Annotated in this window: 21 protein-coding genes; 7 read left to right on the top strand and 14 right to left on the bottom strand. The window is 42.4% G+C overall.

Annotated elements, in window-relative coordinates:
* Positions 1–227: 227 nt before the first annotated feature.
* Both RMZ43_RS23580 and RMZ43_RS23575 read right to left on the bottom strand, forming a co-directional pair.
* Positions 228–1,400: a hypothetical protein gene (locus tag RMZ43_RS23580; protein ID WP_322653578.1), complete on the bottom strand. Its 1,173-nt coding sequence runs from the start codon at positions 1,398–1,400 to the stop codon at positions 228–230.
* Positions 1,401–1,510: 110 nt separating this feature from the next.
* Positions 1,511–1,939, bottom strand: a complete 429-nt coding sequence (locus tag RMZ43_RS23575; protein ID WP_322648386.1) for a hypothetical protein — start codon at positions 1,937–1,939, stop codon at positions 1,511–1,513.
* A gap of 360 nt (positions 1,940–2,299) precedes the next feature.
* Here RMZ43_RS23575 and psbQ point away from each other — a divergent pair, with 360 nt between their 5' ends.
* The 4 genes from psbQ (at position 2,300) to hemJ (ending at position 5,806) form a co-directional block, all read left to right on the top strand.
* Positions 2,300–2,767 (top strand): photosystem II protein PsbQ, encoded by a 468-nt coding sequence (gene psbQ, locus RMZ43_RS23570; RefSeq protein WP_322648387.1) that lies wholly within the window; start codon positions 2,300–2,302, stop codon positions 2,765–2,767.
* Between the two features lie 105 nt (positions 2,768–2,872).
* Positions 2,873–3,985: an NAD(P)/FAD-dependent oxidoreductase gene (locus RMZ43_RS23565; protein ID WP_322653579.1), complete on the top strand. Its 1,113-nt coding sequence runs from the start codon at positions 2,873–2,875 to the stop codon at positions 3,983–3,985.
* A gap of 110 nt (positions 3,986–4,095) precedes the next feature.
* Entirely contained in the window at positions 4,096–4,947 is an 852-nt protein-coding gene (locus tag RMZ43_RS23560) for an alpha/beta fold hydrolase (protein WP_322653580.1), read from the top strand.
* Positions 4,948–5,224: 277 nt separating this feature from the next.
* Positions 5,225–5,806 carry a protoporphyrinogen oxidase HemJ gene (hemJ, locus tag RMZ43_RS23555; protein ID WP_322653581.1) on the top strand — a complete coding sequence of 194 codons (582 nt, stop codon included), beginning with the start codon at positions 5,225–5,227 and terminating at the stop codon, positions 5,804–5,806.
* Positions 5,807–5,877: 71 nt separating this feature from the next.
* Here hemJ and RMZ43_RS23550 read toward each other — a convergent pair whose 3' ends face one another.
* Entirely contained in the window at positions 5,878–6,786 is a 909-nt protein-coding gene (locus tag RMZ43_RS23550; protein ID WP_322653582.1) for a peptidoglycan-binding protein, read from the bottom strand.
* A gap of 252 nt (positions 6,787–7,038) precedes the next feature.
* On the opposite strand from RMZ43_RS23550, the gene RMZ43_RS23545 reads away from it, so the two are divergent.
* Both RMZ43_RS23545 and RMZ43_RS23540 read left to right on the top strand, forming a co-directional pair.
* Positions 7,039–9,738: a COR domain-containing protein gene (locus RMZ43_RS23545; protein WP_322653583.1), complete on the top strand. Its 2,700-nt coding sequence runs from the start codon at positions 7,039–7,041 to the stop codon at positions 9,736–9,738.
* Between the two features lie 115 nt (positions 9,739–9,853).
* On the top strand, positions 9,854–10,084 hold the full coding sequence (locus tag RMZ43_RS23540) for a hypothetical protein (protein WP_322653584.1): 231 nt from the start codon (positions 9,854–9,856) through the stop codon (positions 10,082–10,084).
* A 92-nt stretch (positions 10,085–10,176) separates the two neighbouring features.
* On the opposite strand, the gene RMZ43_RS23535 is transcribed toward RMZ43_RS23540, so the two are convergent.
* The 7 genes from RMZ43_RS23535 to RMZ43_RS23505 all read right to left on the bottom strand — a co-directional run bounded on the left by RMZ43_RS23535 (position 10,177) and on the right by RMZ43_RS23505 (position 15,724).
* Positions 10,177–10,593: a retroviral-like aspartic protease gene (locus RMZ43_RS23535; protein WP_322653585.1), complete on the bottom strand. Its 417-nt coding sequence runs from the start codon at positions 10,591–10,593 to the stop codon at positions 10,177–10,179.
* Positions 10,586–10,801, bottom strand: a complete 216-nt coding sequence (locus RMZ43_RS23530) for a hypothetical protein (RefSeq protein WP_322648396.1) — start codon at positions 10,799–10,801, stop codon at positions 10,586–10,588. Before RMZ43_RS23530 ends, RMZ43_RS23535 begins: the two co-directional genes overlap by 8 nt.
* Before the next feature lie 86 nt (positions 10,802–10,887).
* Positions 10,888–11,106 carry a transferase hexapeptide repeat containing protein gene (locus RMZ43_RS23525; RefSeq protein ID WP_322653586.1) on the bottom strand — a complete coding sequence of 73 codons (219 nt, stop codon included), beginning with the start codon at positions 11,104–11,106 and terminating at the stop codon, positions 10,888–10,890.
* Between the two features lie 74 nt (positions 11,107–11,180).
* Positions 11,181–12,899, bottom strand: a complete 1,719-nt coding sequence (locus tag RMZ43_RS23520; protein WP_322653670.1) for an NAD+ synthase — start codon at positions 12,897–12,899, stop codon at positions 11,181–11,183.
* A gap of 98 nt (positions 12,900–12,997) precedes the next feature.
* Positions 12,998–13,744: an NUDIX hydrolase gene (locus tag RMZ43_RS23515; protein WP_190944074.1), complete on the bottom strand. Its 747-nt coding sequence runs from the start codon at positions 13,742–13,744 to the stop codon at positions 12,998–13,000.
* Positions 13,705–14,304, bottom strand: a complete 600-nt coding sequence (locus RMZ43_RS23510; RefSeq protein WP_322653671.1) for a nicotinate-nucleotide adenylyltransferase — start codon at positions 14,302–14,304, stop codon at positions 13,705–13,707. The genes RMZ43_RS23515 and RMZ43_RS23510 overlap by 40 nt, the downstream gene beginning before the upstream one ends.
* A gap of 4 nt (positions 14,305–14,308) precedes the next feature.
* Entirely contained in the window at positions 14,309–15,724 is a 1,416-nt protein-coding gene (locus tag RMZ43_RS23505; RefSeq protein ID WP_322653587.1) for a nicotinate phosphoribosyltransferase, read from the bottom strand.
* 437 nt (positions 15,725–16,161) lie between these two features.
* Here RMZ43_RS23505 and RMZ43_RS23500 point away from each other — a divergent pair, with 437 nt between their 5' ends.
* The gene (locus tag RMZ43_RS23500; protein ID WP_322648398.1) at positions 16,162–16,314 is read left to right on the top strand and encodes a hypothetical protein; all 153 of its coding nucleotides are present in this window, start codon (positions 16,162–16,164) and stop codon (positions 16,312–16,314) included.
* Between the two features lie 453 nt (positions 16,315–16,767).
* Here the strand turns inward: RMZ43_RS23500 and RMZ43_RS23495 are convergent, their stop codons facing one another.
* The 4 genes from RMZ43_RS23495 to RMZ43_RS23480 all read right to left on the bottom strand — a co-directional run bounded on the left by RMZ43_RS23495 (position 16,768) and on the right by RMZ43_RS23480 (position 24,400).
* A complete protein-coding gene (locus RMZ43_RS23495) occupies positions 16,768–18,285 on the bottom strand; it encodes a trehalase family glycosidase (RefSeq protein ID WP_322653588.1) in 1,518 nt (505 codons plus the stop codon).
* A 205-nt stretch (positions 18,286–18,490) separates the two neighbouring features.
* Positions 18,491–21,289, bottom strand: a complete 2,799-nt coding sequence (treY, locus tag RMZ43_RS23490; protein WP_322653589.1) for a malto-oligosyltrehalose synthase — start codon at positions 21,287–21,289, stop codon at positions 18,491–18,493.
* A 473-nt stretch (positions 21,290–21,762) separates the two neighbouring features.
* Positions 21,763–23,610: a malto-oligosyltrehalose trehalohydrolase gene (gene treZ / locus RMZ43_RS23485; protein WP_322653590.1), complete on the bottom strand. Its 1,848-nt coding sequence runs from the start codon at positions 23,608–23,610 to the stop codon at positions 21,763–21,765.
* 385 nt (positions 23,611–23,995) lie between these two features.
* Complete coding sequence (locus RMZ43_RS23480; protein WP_322653591.1) at positions 23,996–24,400, bottom strand: thiol-disulfide oxidoreductase DCC family protein; 405 nt, start codon at positions 24,398–24,400, stop codon at positions 23,996–23,998.
* Positions 24,401–24,463: the final 63 nt, after the last annotated feature.

The raw sequence follows: 24,463 nt of genomic DNA, 5'->3' as shown, positions 1-24,463 counted from the left end.
CGTTTATTGAATTCGGGTAGTCGTTTATTGAATTCGGGTAGTCGTTTATTGAATTCGGGTAGTCGTTTATTGAATTCAAGCAGTGGTTAAGGTGGAGCAAAACCCAGATTCAAAGAACAACTTCAGACTTGTGTGTACACCATAGTCTTTACAAGGGGAGCCACTGCGTTGGGCGGGCAATGCCTGACTTAAAGCAAGTGGCGTAAGGGTTAGGGTGGGGTAAACCATTATGGCAACCTCGAAATAATCGCCTCCCAGGTTTTAGCATTTGTCCAATAAGCACCGTGGGAACGGGGAAACGGTTGTCTGCTATCCACTACCACATCCTGCACTCTATCAGGAAAAATTCTATTACCCACGTAACTGAGAAAATCACGTAAATCGTAGATATTCAACCATTCCGGGAAGTACTCTGGCAATAACTGCCCATATTCTAAGCTGTAGAGGGCGTTAATCTCATATAAAAATGGTGCTTGGGAACCAACTGTTACCAATAATTCCACTTGAGACAACTGCTGCTGCACTAGCAAATCTACACAAGCGATGCCTCCCAAGCTATGGGCGATTAAAACCACTGGCGGTTCTGCTTGGGCAATTTGTTCTTGGATAAACGCCCTGATTTTTTCACCCCGCGTCTGATACAACAAAATATCACCAGGCATAGGCGAAATTTTATCAGTTAACTCAAGGCGGTTTCCTGTGATATAATTTGTTCCCATTGGTAACGCTAGTTCAACAAGTGGCTTTAATAACCAACCACCCAATCCTAATTCCGCGTCTGTCAAAGCTAGAGTCAGCAATTCCACAACTTTATCGCGCAATTGGGCATCAGTGAGTATGGGGGAAAATTTTTCTTGCAGTTCGCTAATAAACATTGCTTGAGCCACAACTGCTCTAGCTATTGGTGCATAATATTCACTCAAATCAAATTCGGAAACTGTGAGCAACGCGTGTTCATACGGTTCACTATGGATAACCGCCTCTCGTGCTGGCTCAAATACCTCTGCAATTCCTGCTTCTTGCAACTTAGCTTCCAGTTGAGATCCCGGAGTGAGACTGGCTACACGAGATTGTAAAACATCCCCTGGTTCTTCCCCAAAGGGATTTCCTGCCTCAACAGGTTTCAAAGACAACAGCCGTAATTCATACAAAGGATCGCGGTATAATTGCCCCCACAGTACAATCTCTGCCTCTTCTTCTTGAGATAAAGCCAGTGTCGCATCCTCTAAGGGTACTGATGCCCGATTATCATTGAACTTTGCACCTAATGCACCCCAAAGGCAGGGAGAAACTTTGATATCAGGACGTTGGGCGTGAATCTTTTGCTCAATTATCTGAAAGGTTTCGTTATATTCTCGTTCCCTAATGCCTGTGCCATGTACAAATATTACAGTGGTCAAGTCGCTTCGCTCCAATTAAAAATTAAAAATTATTAATTAAAAATTGCAAGATGCTCTCTACAAGAAGCTGCACGAACATGGGAGAGGTTTCCTTTTGCTTTCTACCTCTTTCATTCACTTGGTTTATTAAAAACTTCTAAAATCTGTCGGCAAATTTGTTTGAGCTTATCCTTGATTTCATCAGAAGGCGAAGATGCGCCGACAACACTCCAGTTTTCTACCGTAGAGAGTCGCCACGCTTCACCGCGATGATCGAATCCAGCTACCTCCACGCCGATCGCACGGCGGGAATTATTGATGGGATCTTGATAAAATCGAATTTGAATTAAAATACTGCGACTTCGCCAAGATTTGCTGATACCAGGAAAGTGAAAGCCAATATCTATAGAATCTGGATCTACCAATTCCCTGGTTTCCGGGTCATTCTTCCAGGGTTTGAGATCGGATTTGGCATCAGGAAACTCGAATTTGAACAAATTAACCACCGTAGCAATGTTGCTGGCGAGTTCAAGGTTCGTTGCCTGTTCAGCTGCGTTCACTAAAAAACACTCCTATATTGCGTCGGCATCTTCAAGGATGTGAAGACAGAAAAACCGCCAGAAGGCTTATATTATTGGTGTTTCAGCTTATCAAGAGCTTTGATATTTAGCAACTCTAAATCATCCTTCCCTAACAATCATCGTTACTAAGCAGATGCCAAAAATCGCTTCTTTTTGGGACTGGCTAACACCTATTAAGTAATTGTACTTAAAAATTCTTCAAAAGCAGACGGAACTCTGCTCTTTAGAGAAAATATCAAGATTTTCTGCAAAATCCTTGGCTGACAAGAACGATTGACTGCGCTAGCGATCTAAAATGACACTGTGAATCGGTAAACCAAAAGCAATTAAGTTCAATATATGGTGCGTCAACGCTCGATTTTTTCATTTTTTCTAGTACTATTGGCCACATTCCTGATTAGTTGTGGTGGCCCTGGTGTTGCGATCGCACCTCCGACTTACACAGCATTACAACTTGAAAAAATTCAGGCTTATGTTCCTGAAATTCAGGCTGTGCGCGATCGCTCACAAGAGTTGAAAACCCTGATCCAAAGAGGTGATTGGATCAATGTGCGTAACTTTATACATGGGCCCATAACAGAAGCAAGGCTGAACCTGACTTATGTCACTTCCAACCTTCTGCCCAATGACCAACCCAAAGCACGTCAAATAACACGAGATTTGTTTAATGACTTGGTTAAGCTTGATAAAGCTACTAGTGCAGGCAATCCTCTAGTTGCCTTAAATCAATCCCAAGCTGCTTTTGCAGAGATTGACAAATTCCTCGATCTGCTTCCTGAGACCAACAGTGAATCAGAGGCAAGTTAAGCGCAAGGTAAGATGAGCAAAGGGGATGAGGGAACAGGAGGGTAAAAATTGCTCCCCCTGTTACCTCATCTCCCACATCTCTCCCATCTTCGCCTCAAAACAGCAATGAGTCATATAGTTATTATCGGTTGTGGCGTAGTTGGGGCTGCGATCGCTTACGAACTGAGTCTAGTAAAAGGGCTGAAAATCACGGTTTGCGATCGCCAACCACCAGCACAAGCTTCCACGGGCGCTGCACTTGGCGTTTTAATGGGCGCAATCAGCCAAAAAATTAAGGGCAAAGCTTGGCAGATGCGAGAAACTAGCATCCAACGCTATGAAACTTTGATTCCTGAACTAGAAGCTTTAACAGGTCGTAAAATCCCCTTTAATCGCCAGGGAATTCTCAGTCTTGGTTTGGAAGAGGAGAATTTAGTAGCATGGGAAAAGCTTGTAGAAGTTCGCCACTCTCAAGGCTGGCATTTAGAAATATGGGATACAGCTAAACTCAAAAATATCTGTCCTCAAGTTGATTGCGAAACAATTACTGGCGCTGTCTATTCTCCTCAAGACCGTCAACTCGATCCAACTGCTCTGACATTAGCTTTAGTTGAGGCTGCCCAGCAAAATGGTGTAACTTTCAAATTTGGTGTGGCTGTTTTGGATGCCCAAACCTCACCACCTGATTCTTCTCCCCAATTTTGCGTTCAACTTGAGACTACAGAAGGAAAAACAGCCGCAGATTGGTTTGTAGTCGCAGCAGGGTTAGGTTCAACACCACTAACAGCAAAATTAAATCAAATAATTGATATCCGCCCCGTGCTAGGGCAAGCCTTGCAAATGCATGTAGGACATCCGTTAGGTAATCCAGACTTTCAGCCAGCGATAACAGGTAACGATGTGCATATTGTTCCTATGGGTGGTGGAGATTATTGGGTGGGTGCAACAGTAGAATTTCCCAACAATGGCGATGAGATACCGCCAAATCAAGAATTGCTGGAATCTGTTAGAGAACAAGCGATCGCATTTTGCCCAGAATTAGCCACAGCAACTATTCTCCGCACTTGGTCGGGGTTACGTCCCCGTCCTGAAGGTCGTCCAGCCCCAGTTATTGGTAAGTTACCAGGGTTTAGTAATGTCCTCCTAGCTACGGGACACTATCGCAACGGCGTTTTACTAGCACCCGCTACAGCTTATGCGATTCGTGAGATGATTATTCATCAGGGAATAGGGGGATGAGAGAGCAGGGGAGGCAGGGGAGGCAGGGGGAGCAGGGGAAGCAGAAGAGAATAATAATTCCTGACAAATGACAAATGACAAATGACAAATGCCCAATATAGGAAAATAGCGTGTCAATAACAGAACATAAAATCAATGTAGATTCACTGGAATGGTTTTATCGGGAATCTTTACCAATCGGCAGAAGTGACTTAGCGCCTGTGTTGTTGCTACACGGCTTGGTTTCACAAAGTTATAGTTGGCGTAATATTATACCTGCTTTGGCGAATCAGGGTACAAGAGCGATCGCTCCAGATTGGATTGGTTACGGCTTTTCTGCAAAACCAGAAAAACGAGATTTTGCTTACACTCCCGATGCTTTTATCACAGCTTTAGAAGGATTTGTTAAAGCGCTAGAACTTGAACATTTTTCTTTAGTTGTCCAAGGATTTTTAGGTTCTGTAGGACTACAATATGCCTTGCGTCATCCAGAACAAATTGCCAATATAGCTATTTTAAATGCACCAATTTCAACTGCTGCCAAATTACCCTGGAAAATTAAACAAATGGGTTTACCTTTAGCAGGTGAAGTCATGACCCAAGACCCACTTTTAGTTGACCGAACGCTAGAAGGTGGAAGCCGTTATCGCATAGGAGATAAAGAATTAGATGTTTATCGAAAACCATTTTTAAAAAGTTCTTCATCTGGGCGGAGTCTGTTATCAAGTATTCGCAATTTACAGCTTGATTCAGCAATGAAAGAAATCGAATCTGGCTTTAAAGAATGGCAACAGCCAATTCTAATTCAATGGGGTATGATTGACCCTTGGCTACCCGTAGACATTGCCGAAAATTTTGCCAACTCCTTACCAAATACCGAATTAATAAAACTTAATAACGTCGGACATTATCCTCAAGAACACTACCACGAAGCGATTTTAGAAGACCTTTTACCCTTTGTGCGTCGTAAAGATGCTCATTGACAATATACTTTTGGCAAAAATCGATATTATAAAAATGAATGTCAGAATTCAGGAGTCAGAATTCAGAATTCAGGAATCAGAATCAATTAGTAGAGGATGCAAAATCATCACTGTAGTCCGCTAAATGGAAGACTCAGTGGCGGAATTCAAATTTGTTTATTGTTAAAAGTCCATCCTTTAATAGATGGAATATTCTGAATTCTGAATTCTCGCTCCTGACTACTTTTTATTACCATTAAAAATGCCTCACAACCACAAGTAAAGGAGATTAGTATTCATGGCTTATTCATGGTTTAAAGCCTTTCATATTGTCGGATTTGTAGTTTGGTTTGCTGGTTTGTTCTACTTAGTTCGTCTTTTTATCTATCACGTTGAAGCGAACCTTGAACCTGAACCAGCCCGAACGATACTGAAAAATCAGTATCAAATTATGGAAAAGCGTCTCTACTATATCATCACTAACCCAGGAATGTTTGTAACGATCGCAATGGCCATCGGTTTATTAACCACTGAACCGGACGTTTTAAAAGAGGGTTGGTTGCATATAAAACTGCTGTTTGTTGCTATTTTAATTGGCTATCATCATTACTGCGCTCGACTGATGAAGAAATTAGCAGTAGATGAATGTGGCTGGACTGGTCAGCAATTACGTGCTTTAAATGAAGCACCCACAGTTATGTTAGTAGCGATCGTGTTGCTGGCTGTGTTTAAAAATAATCTACCTACAGATATTGCTGCTTGGGCTATTTTCGGCATGATTATTTTGATGGCAGTTACTATTCAACTTTACGCTAAGAAACGCAGGCAAGATAAAGAGAAGTTGACGGCACAAATAGGACAACCACAAGAACAAAGTTAGACAAAATAAGGTAGCACATCTGTGTTACCTTACTAAAGGTTGCATCATAACAACAAATGCTACCCATTAGCTCATCTTGGAAAGTTTCTCAGTAAATCATCGCTAGGAATCACGGTAGTATAAAAAGTATATTTGTGATTAGCGACATAACGGCGGTCTTGTTTAAGAATAGCCATAAAGTTTCTATGTCCATTACGAGTCCGTCCTACTAAACAACCCGCGCTAGCAAGGCGAATATCATTCCGAGGAAAATCAAAGCCGTAGTGTTGATTCACATAAAAATCATTACCTGTATCAAGTTTATCGCCAGTTCGTTTAAAATCTTTGTTGAAATCTCTGCAAACAGTTATATTTCCAACTTGCACTAATGCTTCGTGAGGCTCTGCTGTGCCGTGGATACCAACAGCCCAAGCTTTGTATTGTCCAAACTGAATTCTAGCGGCTCCTTTGGGATTCATCGGATTATAAGTGTAGTACTTCCCTGGTTCTGTAGTAGCTTCCCAGTGATCTACGATTTTGGGAACGCCATTTACTACTTCAATAACAATCCGCCTATCGTTAAATTGATTAGGTATATTACTGTTGAGATTCCAGTCTGCATTTATGCCCTCTATATAAACAATGTTGTATTCTTTTGGATTGGTAAATACTTGATAACCTTTGGATAGCATATATTTCACAATCCTACTAGCGATGTCATTGCCTAGTTTTAATGGGGGTTTAGGAAGATCGTCTATTTTGGTTTCAATTAGTTTTTTGGCTGTGACTGCTCCTAAAAAGCCATTCTCTTCAGTCCTTATTAATTCTTGAAATTTTTTTAGAGATATCACAGAAACAGGGCCAAATTTGCCATCTGCTGGAGGTTCTAGCAAACCTAAACCGATTAACAATATCTGAATCTGACGAGCCAAGTCTGCATCTTCTGCGATCGCATCAAACGACCATTTCTCATCTTTTCCCAAGAAATCTTGTAGTTTCATTATGCACTTGCTTTCATTTACTAAGTTCTAAATATTAAACATCATTTTAAAAATTGATATCGTCTAAAACCATACTCTAACCTCAAATATGAGGTCATCTGGAGTCTGCGATGTCTACGACGAGCTGCGCTAACGCACGCACATTGTATTAATGCGATCGCTGATACAGGCTACATTATTAATTAGCTCAATTTCTCTGCTGCGCGTCCAAGCAGCAACTCGTCGTCAGACATTGCCTCTGTAAAACCCGAAATGACTAACGAAGAACTGCTGCAAATTATTGAACAAGCTGTCAGAGACAATGTGACAAGATTAATCCTTTCTGAGGAAAGCTTGTCAGAGGAACGCTTAACAACGCTGCCACCGGAAATTGGCCAACTCACCAACCTGCGATTCCTCTACCTGGGCAGTAATCAACTAAGCAGTCTGCCACCGGAAATTGGCCAACTCACCAACCTGCAATTCCTCTACCTGGGCAGTAATCAACTGAGCAGTCTGCCACCGGAAATTGGCCAACTCACCAACCTGCAAACCCTCGACCTCGACAGTAATCAACTGAGCAGTCTGCCACCGGAAATTGGCCAACTCACCAACCTGCAATCCCTCGACCTGGGCAGTAATCAACTGAGCAGTCTGCCACCGGAAATTGTCCAACTCACCAACCTGCAAATCCTCGACCTCCGCAGTAATCAACTGAGCAGTCTGCCAAGGGAAATCAGGCAACTGTCAAACCTGAAAAAGCTGGATCTTCGTAGAAATCCAGTCCCCATTCCACCAGAGATTTTGGGGCCGAAGAATTTATCCGAATATCCGGGCGATGTAAATAAAATTCTCGATTTCTATTTTCGGGTGCAAGATCCAGCCGAAACCGAACCTTTCTATGAAGCAAAATTCTTAATTATTGGCGAAGGAGGAGCTGGTAAAACCTCTTTAGCTAATAAAATCAAAAACGAAACCTATAAACTCCAGCCAGAAGAGAAGTCAACTCAAGGCATTGAAGTGATCCGGTGGCACTTTACACAGCCCAATGGCAAAGATTTTCGCGTCAACATCTGGGATTTTGGCGGTCAGGAAATCTACCACCAAACTCATCAGTTTTTCCTTAGCAAACGTTCTCTCTATGCTTTAGTTGCCGATACTCGCAAAGAAAACACTGATTTTTACTGGTGGCTGAAAGTTGTCGAACTCTTGAGCGACAAAAGTCCAGTTTTCATCATCAAAAACGAAAAACAAGACCGTCAGTGCGAAGTTAATGAAGGCCAGTTACGAGGAGAATTTAGCAATCTGGAGAAAATACTGGCAACGAATTTAGATACTAATCGCGGTTTAGCCCAGATTAAAGATACGATTCAACTTTACATCAGCAATCTTGACCACGTTACTACACCTCTACCAAAACTCTGGGTAAGAGTCAGAGCCGCGCTAGAGAACAATTTCCGAAATTATATCACCTTTGAAGAATACTGTACCCTTTGCCGAGTTAATAATTTAACTGACCGTAAAGACATGCTGCCCTTGAGTAGCTATCTCCATGACCTCGGCGTTTGTCTCCACTTTCAAGACGATTCTACACTCAAACACTACATCATCCTCAAACCGGAATGGGCGACAACAGCCGTTTACAAAGTTTTGGATAATCAAGCTGTCAAGGAAAAGCTAGGTTGTTTTACCAAAGACGACCTCAAAAATATTTGGCAAGACGACGAATATGCAGATATGCGAGATGAACTCCTGCAATTAATGATGCAGTTCAAGCTTTGCTACGAAATCCGCGATCGCCGTGACAATTATATTGCGCCTCAATTGCTTTCTATTGAAAAACCTGATTATACCTGGAGCGATCGCAACAACCTTATCCTGCGCTACAGCTATACATTCATGCCCAAAGGCATCCTCACCCGCTTTATTGTCGAGACGCACCCTTGGATTGAAGAGCAAAAATTTGTTTGGAAAAACGGTGTTGTTCTCAACAAAGACCAAACTCGTGCAGAAGTCATTGAAAACTACAATCAACGGGAAATTAAAATCCGTGTAGACGGAAACCGCAAAAAAGAACTAATGGCTGTCATCACCCATGAACTCGAAAAAATCCATAACTCTTATGAGCGTTTGCAATATGAAACACTAGTTCCTTGTAACTGCGGAAAATGTAAAAATCTGCCCACCCCTTATTCCTATTCTCTGGAAAAACTCAACAAACGTTTGAACGATGATCGTTACCAAATTGAGTGCGAAACCAGCTATGAAATGATAGATGTCCGTAGGTTAATTGATAATGTCATGCTCCAAGACATTAGAGCAGATGGAGAAGTCAAACCCCAAGTTACACAGTTACAAAACGAACTGGAGCAACAAAGAGAGGAATCATTAAAACATCGCCTAAAAGATAGCAATCAAAAGGAAGTGTTTATCTCCTACACTTGGCGAGATCAACAAAGTAAGCCACTTGTAGAAAAAATAGAGCAAGCATTTCAAGCCAAAGGCATTAAAATTATTCGTGATACCAATGCAATTGTCTATAAAGAAAGATTTCAAGAATTCATGCAGCGTTTGAGCCGTGGTACATGTGTAATTTTAGTAATTAGCGACGAGTACTTGAAGTCAGAAAATTGTATGTATGAACTGGTTGAAATCGCCAAAAACGGAGAATTTTATAAACGAATATTTCCAATTATTTTAGCAGATGCCAATATTATGAAAGCTACTGGAAGACTTAAATATATCAAGCATTGGGAAGACGAAATTAAAGAATTAGATAAAGGTATGAAAGAAGTTAGTGCAGCTAGATTACAGGGAATTCGTGAAGAAATTGACCAATACACCGAAATTCGCAACACGATCGCAGAACTCACCAACCTGCTAAGAGATATGAACACGCTCACCCCTGATATTCACAGCGAATCAGGCTTTGAGTCATTGCTGAATGCGATCGCACACCGTTTAGATGAGTAAAACTAGACTATTAGTGACGCTTTGAGATAGAGCAATGTCTCCAACAGGCTATGTCTAGACCCTTTTAACTCGATAATTTGTGTTCTGAGATGCTAGCTTTAAGTGCAAAAGCAGAATGATGAGGATAAAAGGTGCAACTTCGAGGATAAAAGACGCAATTTCGAGGATAAAAGGCGCAATGGCGAGGATAAAAGGTGCAACAGCGAGGATAAAAGGCGCAACTTCGAGGATAAAAGGCGCAACGGCGAGGATAAAAGACGCAACTGTGAGGATAAAAGGTGCAACGGCGAGGATAAAAGACGCAACGGCGAGGATAAAAGGTGCAATTACGAGGGTTAAAGGTTAAGCGATCGCTCTTTTAACTCGATAACTCATGTTCCAAGGTGCAAGCTTCAACTTCAGAGGTGGAGCGATCAAGATCGTATGATTGGTTCAATCTTACGACTTAGAAGACAGTTCAAACGCCATCTGCGAACGATAAAAACAGACATCAAATTCTAAGAAAAAATTCATGCGTCCTAAAAGTAACGGCACATTATCCGTGAGACTCCAAGCAAACACCAATCGCACTGGTTCAAAACTGGCTATTTGAGCAGATACAACTAACCCTTTTGCCTCAACTGGTGCTAGGTTTCCAGCCAGTTGCACTGAGGTTGTTAGTTCTTCCCAAACTACCCCTAACTGAATACCTAGACTGTAAGGTAAAACATTAATACTAGCTCCAGTATCCAATAAACCTAAAACGTTCATGACAGAATTTTTGTAGCTTAACGTCAGAGGTAATATTGGCACTGCATCGATATCCCCGAACACATCACGACTTTCAACAAAGGGAAATCTTTGTGAATTAAGCATCGTTTACCTGTCTGTCTTCTTCTAACAGTGCCGCTAGTTTATTCGCAGCTTCATGAGAATTATAGGGAGACCACACATGATAAGTGACTCCAGGCTGTAACGACAATGCTTCTTCAGTCGCCAGTTCTTGAACTAAAAACTGCATGACTTTGAGTTTATCTGCACGAGATAGGTTGTGCAAGGTTGGAAATAAATCTGCTACGCTCATATCAAGTTGAAGATAACGCCTAAATACTTTTTATATTCCTGAACGTCTTTGAAGAAAACTGATATGGTCAGTGTCGAGTAGATATCTCACAGTTGTTTGCCAATCTCTTCTGTCAATATGTCAGCGTGGCGTAATGACCGACCATACTCTAAAGCTTCCAAAAATGCTGGTTCATCAGAGATTGAGCCAATAACCTTTTCTAGCCAATTACTAGAGGTAGACGCATCAATGACTCGATGTTTGATATCTGCAACTGTTTGTTCAAGAGTCGCTAAACGTTGTTCAAGATTTGCTTCATCTAACATAATTTTCTTTGAGACTCTAGTTTCAATCTTAATGCTTATCCGCGCTTGGACAACGCGGATGAGCATCTTGTCCATCACAACAAACTAAGATTAGGTGTAGCTGTAATTTTAGCCTGGTAAGCCTTTTTGACACCAACCCAGTTACTAGCAATTGGCATTCGCCAACCAGTTCCAAAAGCGCGATCGGTGATTTTTAAACCAGGGGGTGCTTGTCGCCGTTTAAATTCAGCCCGCGCTACCATTTGGATTACTCTGTCTACAATTACCGGATCGTGACCGGCTGCAACGATTTGCGCTGCTGATTGGTGATTATGAATCAGGCGTTGCAAAATATCGTCCAAAATTTCGTAAGGCGGTAGAGAGTCTTGATCAACTTGGCCTGGTTTGAGTTCGGCGCTGGGTGGTTTAGTCAAGACATTTTGCGGGATGATTTCATGATTGCGATTTAACCATTGGCAAAGTGAATACACACGCGTTTTAGGAACATCTGCAATTACCGCTAACCCGCCATTCATATCGCCGTAGAGAGTACAGTAACCAACAGCCATTTCTGATTTGTTACCGGTAGATAAGAGAAGATAGCCAAATTTATTAGCGATCGCCATTAATAAATTACCGCGAATCCGAGATTGGATATTCTCTTCTGCCAGCCCAAACTCAGTACCTGCAAATAAATCATCTAAAGTTTGATCAAAGCCTTGCATTAACTCGCCAATTGGTAAAAGATGAGTCTTAATCCCCAAATTTTCGGCTAATGCCACAGCATCACTGATAGAATGCTCCGAACTGTAAGGGGAAGGCATGAGAACACCAAGGACATTTTCTTTACCAAGTGCAGCAGTTGCGATCGCAGCTACTATTGCAGAGTCAATCCCGCCGCTTAAACCCAAAACTACTTTAGAAAAGCGACACTTACGAGCATAATCTCGCACTCCTAAAACCAACGCTTGCCAAATTTCTTCATCTTCCGATTCATAGACAGGTGCTATAGAACCTAATTGAAAATCCCGTTGCGCTTCATCAAATTCAACTACTACTAAATCAGTATCAAACCCACGGGCGCGGCACATCACTTCACCTTGACGATTCAAGGCAAAACTCCGCCCATCAAAAATTAGGTCATCATTTCCGCCAACCTGATTAGCATAAATCATTGGTTGTTGAAAACGTATTGCACTATGCCTAAGCATTGTTTCTCGAAACTGCTGCTTACCGGCAGTGTAGGGGGAAGCAGACAAATTTACAATTAAATCTACACCTAAAATTGCTAAGTCAGCAATCGGATTTACTGCATAACTACGTTTGCCCCAGAATTCCTCGTCATTCCATAAATCTTCGCAAATAGTTACGCCAATATGGATATCATCTAAAGTGAAATAATTAGCTTCTAAACCTGGTTCAAAATAGCGACGTTCGTCAAATACATCGTAAGTAGGCAAAAGCCGTTTGTGGAAAACTTGCTTAACCTTACCATCTTCTAGCAAAGCCATGCTGTTAAATAAGGTTTTACCACCACTAATATGTGCTTTGATATTCTGTTCAACAGTTCCTACCAAAACAGCTAAATTTGGTGGTAAATCCTGCGCCAAATTTTGTAAAGTGATGCCCATCGCTTCCACAAAACTAGGATTTAATAGTAAATCTCTTGGTGGATAGCCACACAAAGAAAGTTCTGGTGTTAGCAATAAACGCGCCCCGCTAGATGCTGCTAGTTGTGCCGCCTCTAGGATTTTTTGGGCATTTACAAGCAAATCACCAATTGTTGGATTAATTTGAGCGATCGCAATTTTCATATTATTTGTCATTAGTCATTGGTCATTTGTCATTTGTTAAGAGTTATAAGTTACTCTGAACTTAAAACTTTTAACTCTGGACTTTGGGTAGAGACTCGTTAAATAAATACCAAAGGCTTATCTTTTAAGGGAGCAAAAGCTTCAGCATCAAACTTATACAAACTAGCTGGACGACCAGCACCTCGTGATACCTTAATTCCGGTATCGGATAAAAAACCTAACTTGAGTAGACGCGCTCTAAAATTAGAATAATCGGAGAAATTATCACCTAAAACTGTGGCGTATAACTGATATAAATCATTCAAGGTGAACATTTCTGGCAAGACTTCAAAAGCCACCGGACTATACTCTAATTTATTTCGCAATCGCCTGTGTCCATAAGCCAAAATTTCATTATGGTCAAAAGCTAATTGCGGCACTTGTTTTACCGGATACCAAGCTATACCAGTCATGCGATCGGCAATTAATTCGGCTTCTTCAAATCGCACTAGGGCAAAGTAACTAACTGATAGATAACGCACACCATAACTATCAGTTGCTTCCCGTGGATCGCGATTCGGCCCGCCAAATGTATAGAGTTGTTCTAAATAGAGATTGTTGACCTTAATTTTCTCTGCCATAATGCGATAGGCGGCATCTTCTAAAGACTCTCCTGGACGTACTAAGGTACCGGGAAGACTCCAATGATTTAGAAATGGTTCTTGCTGTCGCATTACTAGTAGAACTAACAGCCGATTTTGTACAGTATCTACAGAAAAAATTACATTATCAACACCAACCTTGAAATCGGCCAAAGGTTGTTGGTTTAACGGAGTTGGTATCTTTTTTTGTGAACGTCCTGGCATTCGTACAAATGCTCTCGATTAATATAGGCAACTACAGGGGCTGTGAGGGCTTGAGAATCTCCATGTTCGCGGTACGCTGTCGAGGAAACATCTAGACCGGTCAGACTAGCGATCGCAATCTTGCCTCCCAGCTTTTGCACTACCTCTGAACTAGATTCATCTATTGCATATCCCGGTCGCGGTACAATCAGTAGTTGCACTTGCTGTAACAAATCTTCAATGCGATACCAACGTGGTAGCTGACTCAGTAAATCTGAACCAATAATCAACGTTAATTCCGTGTCTTCACCCCAAGTAAGCTTGGCTTTTTCTACTGTTTCCAGTGTTCTGAAGCTACTCAATTTTTGTTCCAAAGCAATATTGTGCCGTGGTGCGTCTATATTCGCAATCAACAATTGCAGCATTGCCGCCCGATGTTCTAAGGGTGTTTGATGAGACTTAAATGGATTATCTGCTGCCCAAACAGCTACCCAATCATAACGCTCAGACAGCCAACTGAGAATTTCTTGATGTCCAGCAGTTGGTGGATCGGCACTAGTTCCAAACAAAGCAACTCTCATCATCTTACTTTGCGTCCTTGGCGTCCTTGGCGGTTCGTTTCTTAGTTTCTTCTGTCAACTCTTGCAGCGCGGCAGAAATTTCCACTTGCACCGAGACAGGATCATCCAAACGGCGTGTCTGTTGTGGCAAACTAGCAACTGATACGGCGGTACGCTGACGAATTGTTGCCAACGATTCCAACGGCTGTATCCGTTCACCATGTTGCACTACCAACTGCAACAAAGGTTCTTCTTCCAAAGGAATTTCACCTAAGAGTCCCAACCTGTCTGCTTTTACCTTACCTCCCGTATACGAGCGAAAAATCTGCTTGCGCCCTGGATAAGTAACTTTACCACTAGACTGCTTCATCACTGGGATACCATCAATGTCTACAAGTTTATAAACTCCATTTACTGGCGAACCTGTAACTAATCGTGTTCCCAATCCGTAACCATCAATTTGGGCCCCAGCAGCTTTTAGTTTGGCAATTTCCCACTCATCCAAGTCGCCACTGACAAAAATTGGTACACCGGGAAGGAGCGATCGCACCTGTTTTGATAAGGTAACTAAATCTCCTGAGTCCAATCTCACTCCTGTTAATTGCATTTCCCCAGAATTTACTTTTTCGGCCAAGCGCCCGGCAGCAGTAATGGTATCGTAAGTATCAATCAGCAATGGCGCACCCGGAAAATATCGATGAAATGCACTGAAAGCTTGTTCTTCAGTGCCTTCTATTGCTGACAACGCCATCACCAGGGCGTGTGCCATAGTACCACTAGGCTTTTGTCCTAGTTGTAGCGCTGCTAACACATTAGAAGTGGCATCTAAACCACCTGCCAAGGCCGCCCGCGCCGCCCACAAAGACCCTTGAGGACTAAATGCTCGTCTTGTGCCAAATTCTAAAAGTGTTGCTGATTCTCCCGCTATATCCCTTAACCTTGCTGCTTTTGTAGCAATCAAAGTCTGGTAATTAATCGTATTCAGCAGGTAAGTTTCTACTAGTTGTGCTTGCCAAAGTGGTGCTTCCACTCGCAATAGTGGCTGATTGGCAAATACAGCTGTTCCTTCTGGTACTGCCCAAACATCACCCGTAAACTTTCCGTCAGCTAAAAGTGACCAAAAGCGATCGCCTGCTTGAGCAAAAATTCCTGTTGCCTGTAATGCCGCAATTTGCGCCAAACTAAACCGGAATTTAGTTAAATATTCCAATGCCTGCGTCAGTCCCATTGCAATTAAATAACCAAAACCCTCTGGCAATCGCCTAACAGTCAACTCAAAGCTTGCCCGTCGTTGTTCTATACCTTCGCCTGTGTAACAAGCTGCCATTGTTAACTGGTAAAGGTCGGTCAATAAGCTGTAGTCATCCGCAGAGAGGTTTAGTTCCTGGTTCTGCTGGCTTTGCTGTTTATATACATAGTCCAAATCTGGCAAAGTTGTCATGCAAGAGCTTCCTTACAAGATGCTTCTGTTATTTATGGTAATATTTACCATAAATAATGTCAACTATCAGCAAGTATATTTTCTGAGATTGCCGTATAACAGTAGATTGATGGCAAATTTATACTAGCTTTATAAAATATTTAATATTTTTTAATAGTATTAGTTAGCAATAATGTTAATCAAATAAGGTGGTTAATAAAAGGAAACAATATTCTTTGTTTTACTTCGTTGCCCTAACTGGGGTTGGAGAAACAACTATGTTAAAATTAGAATCAAAGGGAAAAGTTTGTTTTTCTGACAAGCTAAAGTATTGCGAAGTTATCTGAATAAACATTGCATATATTCTCAATATATTGAGAACAAGAGCCAGCTTTGAATATCAGTATTAGAGTATAGGTAGCACAATTAAAGCGACTCGAAAGAAGGAGTCCAATATTATGGCTATTTCCAATATCATTGCGAACATAACCAAGTATATTTCTGAAGCTGCAATGCGGATTTTTGGGCCTAATGATGACGCTTATCCTGCTACAGGCGTACAACCTTTTACAGGCGAACCTTACGATAAGCGTAAAGATGATTATAATTAGGTGCTGAATATAAAAATCTCTGTTGATAGGAGTGGGCAAGATGTCGGCACTACGCAGATTTTAAAAGCGACTATTTTGAGAACCATAGTTTTAAAAGTAGTGGGAGCAAAATGCTCCCACTACTTATTTATAGGTATTTTATATCTTTGAAAAGATGAAAATAAGATGCTGACCTTCCAATACGGTTCGGATAAGCATTTTGAACTAAGAATTGGTTTGGGGAAAAGGTTAAAGGGTAAGGGTTAAAGGTTTTTTCTTCCCCTTTCCCCCTTCGCCTTTCCCCTTTAACCGAACCGTATTGGCTGACCTTCAATCTTAAGCCAATAATGATAAAAAATCGAAACAAGTCAAATTCAAAGCTTAATTATCAATTTTGTTTTCTCTTTTATCAGTCATAGACATTTAAAAAGTGAGTCAGATTAGGGCGTGAGGTTTTTTCTCACGCCTTTTTTTTTAAACTTTTTTCCCGCCACCTACTAATAGTTCCAGAATGACTCCATTTGTCCAGCCGAAGCCAATTTCGTTAGAACTATATCCAAAGGAAATTTCGTCGGAAACGTTGGCAGAACAGCGTTCAACATCATATTTCTCAACTAGGGTGTTGTGACGCTCGAATTCTTGAATTACCATAGCCAGAAATTTGTTGGCAATGCGATCGCCTTCTGTATGAAACCCATAACGGTGAAGTCCCTGGACAGCAATGTATGTCAATGGTGCCCAACCAAAGGGAGCATCCCACTGGTTCCCGGTGATATGAGTACTGGTAAGAATTCCGCCTGGGGCTTCAAACAAAGAGAGATTTTCCACGACGCGCTGGGCTTGGGCTTGAGAAGAAATTCCTAGCCACAGGGGATAGAATGTGGTAGCAAATTCGTAGCAACGACTTTTTCCACTCTGGAAGTGATAGTCGCAATAGAGTCCTCGTTCTTCATTCCAGAGAAATTGATCGATCCGATCGCGCCGATATGCGCCGCGATCGCGCCATTGTTTTTCTAGTTGTTCGTTCCCCAAAATAGCGTTAATTCGCGCTAAGTCTTGTTCTACCTGATATAGCAAAGTATTGAGGCACACAGGAGCGTAGTGGAGGATATCAGCACAGAAGGGGCCAAATCGGTTGGTGATATCAAAACCGGACTCGCGCATGGTGCGATCAGCCTTGTAAAATAGGTGGGTCAGTTTGTCATTTTCGCGATCGTAGTAAAGATCAACGTCGTAATCTTCAACCTCAAAGGTTTGGTAATATTCCTTGACGCGATCGTAGTGGCTTCTTCCTTCCTCATCTCGCTCGGAGAATACAACTTCTGGCGCGGGGCCTTCGCCAAAGGCATAAAATCTGGATAAGCCGGTTCCGGGATTCAAATGGGGCGGTACTACCCAGTAATAGTAAAATTGTTCTAGCAGTGGTACGGTTGCTCTCAACCACTCTTCATCCTGGGTGTGCTGGAATAATGCCAAAACCATCATGCTGAGGACGGGGGGTTGCGATCGCGACAGCATATAAGTCCGGTTGGCATTGAGGATAGCGCCGTAATGCTTCACCTGGTACAACAATTGATCTACTTGGTTTTGCGCTAGCTCCCATTCCTCATCGTGCAAAAGTCCTAGTAATATAAAGTAGCTGTCCCAGCCATACATTTCGTTAAATCGACCACCTGGTACGACATAAGGCCCTGGTAGGTATAGTAAGCCATGCTCTTTAATCGCTTCGACTTCTGAGGGCAAAGTGCGAATTTCAATTTCTTGCATATCTTTGGAAGATAGCGATCGCTCTAATACTGTCTGAATGTCGGGACAATCTTCTAAGGGGGAAATGTAGACAAGCCAAGGAGTATCGGTTTTGTGGTCTAGTTTGGTATCTTTGGCGGATTGTAATAAGTGTTCGTGCGATCGGGTTAAGGTTTTCCAGGTTTTTTTGATATGGGCCCGCACGGCGTCTATCTGCGTGGTGGTAAGTACTGGTAAGGTAATCATGATTTAATTTGACGGGGTGTGAGGAGGTTGGAGGAATTTTTTTAACGCAGAGGAACGCATTTGCAAAGCGTCACGTAGAGATTTTACGGCGTTTCTCTGCGTGAGATAGATTTATCAAGAAGGGGGAAGGGGGAAAGGTAAAAACCTCGCCCCTGGTGGGCAACCTAATCCATGCCTTTCCCCTTTTCCCTTCTTTTTTATCTTTTTACTCGGCACTACTAACTAATAGGGCAACTGGGAAATGGGCGAGGGCAGATCCGATAGATAGGGTTTGTGTGGTTTGTAAGGGTTGTTGAGTGATGACGTTTTTCCAGGTGGAGGGAGTTCCAGGGGGTAATAACAGGTGCGTATCTTGCCATACTGACTCGCCTAAGGGGTTTTCTCCTGGCTGGATCAGGTTGGTTAAAAAGCGAGGGGCGATCGCGATCGCTGTTTGATTACCTTCCCGTCGCGCAAAGGCGATTATGTGATTGGCGTAGGTTCCCTGAACTTCTAGGGGGAGATAGTCGCCGTCTTGGAATAATAAGACATAGTTTGCTCTGGCTTGGAGTAATTGAGCCGTTAAAAACAGTTTGATTCTGCCGTCGGTTTTATCACTCAGCAACTCTTGAATTAAAGCCAGAGTGTCGGTTTTCACCTGTTCGCGGATGGCGCTTAAGTAGGTGCGTCTCTGTTCAAAATCTACCGGGCGGCGGTTATCTGGATCGACTAGGCTTAGTTCCCAAAGTTCTGTTCCTTGGTATACATCGGGTACGCCTGGGGCGGTAATCTTCAGTAGAGTTTGGGAAAGGGAATTGAAGATACCATACTCTGCAATTCGCGCTTGAAAGGGACGAAAGGCTTCTAGAAATTCCCCGGAGAGAGAAGGATCGAGTACTTTTTCAATAAAGGAGGTACAAGCTTCTTCATACTCGCTATCTGGCCGCAACCATGCTGTATGCACTTTCGCTTCTCGAATTGCTTTTATTATATAGTCTTTCACCCGTTCCACGAAGGATGCATGTTCCTGTTCTGCAAAAGGAAACGCCCCTAGCAAGGTTTGATAGAGAAAATACTCGTCGTTGCGATCGGGCATAGCGAACCCGTGGCGATGGCTACGATGTCCTCGATTCATGGCACTCCAGGTATTTACCTGCTGATCCCATTCATCGGGGATTTCTGAGAGGACATTCAATCTGGCCCGCACATCTTCGCCGCGTTTGGTGTCGTGGGTGGCTGTGGTGTTCATTGTGTGAGGCCAGGTTTCTTGATGCTGTTTGTTAAATGCATGAAATTTGGCTAAGTCGATGCCAAAATGACCAGGATTTCCCCCGACTTCATTCAACGATAGTAACCGATTATAAACATATAATGTGGTGTCTTCTACGCCTTTTGCCATTAACGGCCCACTGTATTGCTGCATCCGCAAGACGAAATATATCCACTGTTCACGTTCTGTTTGAGTCAGAGAATTATCAAACTCTAACAGCATTAACTTTTCAATAAAATTCAGCTCGTTTTGCAATAGGGGTACTTGTTCTTTGGCTTGGCTAATTACTTGCTGAATGGTAGCGCGATCGCTTTCTCCAATTCCATCTGGTGTAATGTAGGTGCGGTAAATCGGAAACAGTGTCAAAATTTCGGCGATCGCTCTTTTTAATCCATTCAGTGTAAAATCATTGCCATAGCGATATTTGCTGGAAACATTCTTTAACAAAAGTGCCAGATTGTCAATATCACCTGCTAAATTCTTTTCTAAAATTAGGTGTTTTTTATCCTTCACTACCGAAGCATAATCTACTCTAGAACTGATAAAGTTTTGGTAAATTTTATCGAAGGATGATTCATTTTCAACTTGACAAAATACGCCATTTACATAGTTGAGAAAGTCATATCCAGATGTACCTTCAATTCCCCAGTTTTCTGGCAATTCTTCCGTTAGTTCTAAAATCTTCTCGACGGTGATATAAACATCTCCCATCTTTTCCCGCAGCCTTTCGAGATACTGGATTGGGTTATAAAGTCCATCAATATGGTCAATTCGTAAACCAGTAAATTTTCCTTCTTCAACTAGCTTCTGAATCAGTCCGTGAGTATTATTAAAAACCCGCACTTCTTCAACTTTCACGGAAATCAATTCATTAACAGTAAAGAAACGGCGGTAGTTCATTTCCTCCGCGCCAACTTTCCAGAAGGCGAGACGGTAAAATTGATCCTTCAGTAAATCATCTAGGAGGTTAAAGCTTTCTGAATTACCGGGTTCTCCGTTGAATGTTTGGAGATTTTCGTCGATGAACTCGCGGATGGCATCATTTGTGGTGTAAAGTTCCCAAACCAATCCTTTAATAAATGCGATTTGGTCTTGTCGCTGTTTTCCGGCAACTTCTGAAGGCACATTTTTGAGAATGTAGAGAATTCCCAATAGCTTAATAAAATCGGGATGATTGCGTCCGAGTGTACGGGTGAGTTTACCTAGATTGTAGGTGATAAATTTTGTGTAAGATTCTAACCGCAGTGGTAGTTTCAAGCTGTAATAGTTGACGGTTAAACCGTTTTGTTCGTATTGCAGTTGAATGTGTCCGTTTTCTAGGGATGTACCATAAAAATCTCCTAAGAGAGGAGCGAGAATTCGCTCTTGGCGATCGCCAAAGGGAGCGTTCCAAGAAAGGTCAAAGTAGTCGGTATAGCTAGAATCTGGGCCGTGTTCCAATACGTCCATCAAGTAATCGTTTTCGCTGCTATAGGCCATGTGGTTTGGCACAATATCTTGTAACCAGCCCATACCAAGGGATTGAATTTCACTAACTAATGCATCAAAGGATTCATTAGTTCCCAGTTCTGGGTTGAGTTGAGTGGCATCTACTATATCGTAGCCGTGGGTACTCCCAGATCGTGCTTTGAAAATGGGGGAAGCATATAAATCGGAAATACCTAAATCTGCTAGATAAGCTGCGATCGCTTTGGCATTGTCAAAGCCAAACTGAGGTGTAAATTGGATTCGATAAGTAGCGGTAGGAATTCGCATATTTTTTAGTGGGGAGTAAGGGGAATGAGGGAGAGAGATGAGGTTTTGAGGATAAACGCTGAACCTTTTAGAGGATGTTTGAAAAGTCCTTTTCTCGTTAGCAAAAGCGTATTACCCCCCTTAATTCCCCCTTATAAAGGGGGGAAACAAGAAATCTAGTTCCCTCCCCTTGTAAAGGGGAGGGTTAGGGTGGGGTTAGGGGAGATCAATAAGTACCTAACATCACAGTCAACCATTTTTAAAGCAACCTTTTAGCTCGAACCTTAAGCCTTACTGCTCGAACCTTAAGCCTTATTGCTCGAACATTAAGCCTTATTGCTCGAACTTTAAGCCTTATTGCTCAAACCTTAAGCCTTATTGCTCGAACCTTAAGCCTTACTGCTCAAACCTTAAGCCTTATTGCTCAAACCTTAAGTCTTATTGCTCAAACATTGAGGTGATGAGGCTGAAACTTTAAGTTCTAACTCTTCCCCTCATCCTTTTTCATAGAGTACTAAACTAGTAGGTTGCAATTTGAATTCTTGGTCTACAGACAGATGTTCAGGGGCTTCAGAACCATGCCCAGACCATGATTTATCAGCAGAGTCTAACAATTTATTAGCGTTTTGCTCAAACGGCAGAGTCACTGTCACTGGAGACGAATTGAAATTCATCGCAAATATTAGTTCACTTGATTCGCACCAACGACGCACGATGACCAACTGCTTCTCTTCATCGCTAATCGCTTTGATGGAGTTACGGTCTTGATTCAAAAGTGCTGGATGCGTCTTGCGGAAATTAATTAACTGACGATACCAATCCCAGATAACTTTGTGTTTACCGTCATTGCGTAATTCCCAATTGAGTTTAGACTTTAGGAAAGTTTCTGACGATTCGGGATCTGGGGGATCATCTGCATAGTGAAATGCTTCAAATTCTTGTTTGCGTCCGGCTCGAACTGCTTGAATTAAATCTGGATCAGAGTGACTGACAAAGTAAATGAAGGGTGCTGTTTCACCGTATTCTTCTCCCATGAACAACAGGGGTAAGTTGGGCGACAGTAGCACAGCAGCAGCAGCTAACTTTAATCCCTCAAAAGAGATTCGCTGGCTGAGGCGTTCTCCTTTCATTTGATTGCCGATTTGATCGTGATTCTGAATACAGATTGTAAATTGTGATAAAGGGCGATCGCGGCAAGATAGACCATGAAATCGTTTGCGATCGGGTGAGTATTTCCAATCGTAGACAAAAGTATCTTCATAAGCTTTTGCCAACTGAGCTACTTGCCCAAAATCTTGGTAATATCCTTGGCGATCGCCTGTCAACAGTGCGTGCAATGAATGGTGAAAATCATCACTCCACTGAGCATCAAGACCATATCCACCCAATTCTACTGGACGAATTATTCGCGGATTATTCAAGTCACTTTCAGCAATTAGATGGCGTTTCCATTTTTGCCCTTGTTGGGAAAAATGATGAACTGCTTCCGCCAGTTCCCATAAAAAATGCTTCGCCCCCAAGTCGTAAATTGCTTGAATAGCATCCAACCGCAATGCATCTATGTGGAAATCGCGCAACCAGTAAAGCGCATTTTCGATAAAATAATTTCGCACACCCTGACTATGGGCATCGTCGAAATTCAACGCTTCGCCCCAAGGCGTTTTATAGGTTTTAGTAAAGTAGGGCGCGAACTGACTCATATAGTTGCCTTCTGGCCCAAAGTGGTTATACACCACATCCAGCACAACGGCAATTCCGTGTTGGTGGCAAGCATTTACTAGTTGCTTCAGTTCGGCTGGGCTACCGTAGGAATTTTGCACCGCATAAGGGTAAACGCCATCATAACCCCAGTTGCGATATGCAAGAGTTGCTTCAATATGGGTATCTCCCGGAAACTGGGAGATAGGCATGATTTCAATGGCGTTAATTCCGAGTTCTCTGAGTTCCGGTAAGCGGGAAATAATGGCAGTGAAAGTTCCTTCAGGCGTGAAAGTCCCAACGTGAACTTCATAGAAAATCATCGATTCCACAGGAATCCCAGTCCACCCTTCATCAGTCCACTCAAAGTGTTGATCGACAATTTGCGACGGCCCATGTACCCCTTCTGGTTGATACTGCGACGCCGGATCGGCAAAAGCGTCTTGCCCATTTAAGACATAGCGATAAAGCGTGCCTGGATATACATCGTTGACTTTCGTTTGCCAGTATCCCTCAGACTGAGGCTTGAGTGGAATTAACTGCTGTTCTGGCGTCAAAATTTGTACCGTGACACCATCTAATAGCGGAGACCAAACTGTAAATTCACACTCTCCGTCACCCAAGTAGTTAGCACCTATTCTCACGCAGTATCCTCCCATCAGTTCCAGTTTGTTGTGCCGAATTGTGGCGCAATCGCAAATGTCATTGATTGCACAATATTTACAAACACGCCAGATAGCATAATGGTTGGTCTACCAAGCTCTTAGCTAGCACCTGTAGGCGGATTTTTGACCAGAATAAATTCTCTCCAATGACCAAACAGGCAGGGGAGCAGAGGGCGGGGCAGGGGGAGAAAGATGCTGTAATTCCCCAGCAGTCTAGGGTTACGAGCTAATAAATGTATTTATGCTCAACGGAAAAATATTTATTTAAGCGGAAAGTGCGACGATAAATAATGCGTAATTGTCTCAGACCCAATACATTTATTTATAGGGTTTCCCCTCATCCCCCTGCCCCCTGCCCCAGACTCTACGGCTTGCAGCTACCATCCACACAATATGCCGATTGATATGTATTAGAACGCTTACCAAATATAGTGTAGCGATTATCGCGGATTTGTTCGTAAAAGCGATCGCCTGCCCATTTCATCCCCGGTAATGCTCGATAAGCGTCTACAAATATACTTCCTGCTGGCAATAACCGCCCAATTTCTTCAGCTGCATTACTACCTTGCCAACGTCTCTGAGGTTCATTGGCATCAATTAAAATCATCCCTTGTTCACAGTCTTGGGCTGTAATTCCCCAGCGTAAAAGTGTCTGCTCATCTTGCATAGGACTGTAGCGAAATAGCTTTCCTTGGTCTAAGGTTTCTAGCAATTGCACTAAGGTAACGCAGAGATTACAATTCCCATCGTAGATTACGTAGTAATTCATAAAAATAACTGAGTTATCAGATGTGTTTAAATACAACTTTGGTATTTTAGCTTAGAAAACTGT

The sequence above is a fragment of the Nostoc sp. CmiVER01 genome, from assembly GCF_034531135.2.
Taxonomy (GTDB): Bacteria; Cyanobacteriota; Cyanobacteriia; order Cyanobacteriales; family Nostocaceae; genus Nostoc.
This window is presented reverse-complemented; position numbering and strand designations above follow the sequence as displayed.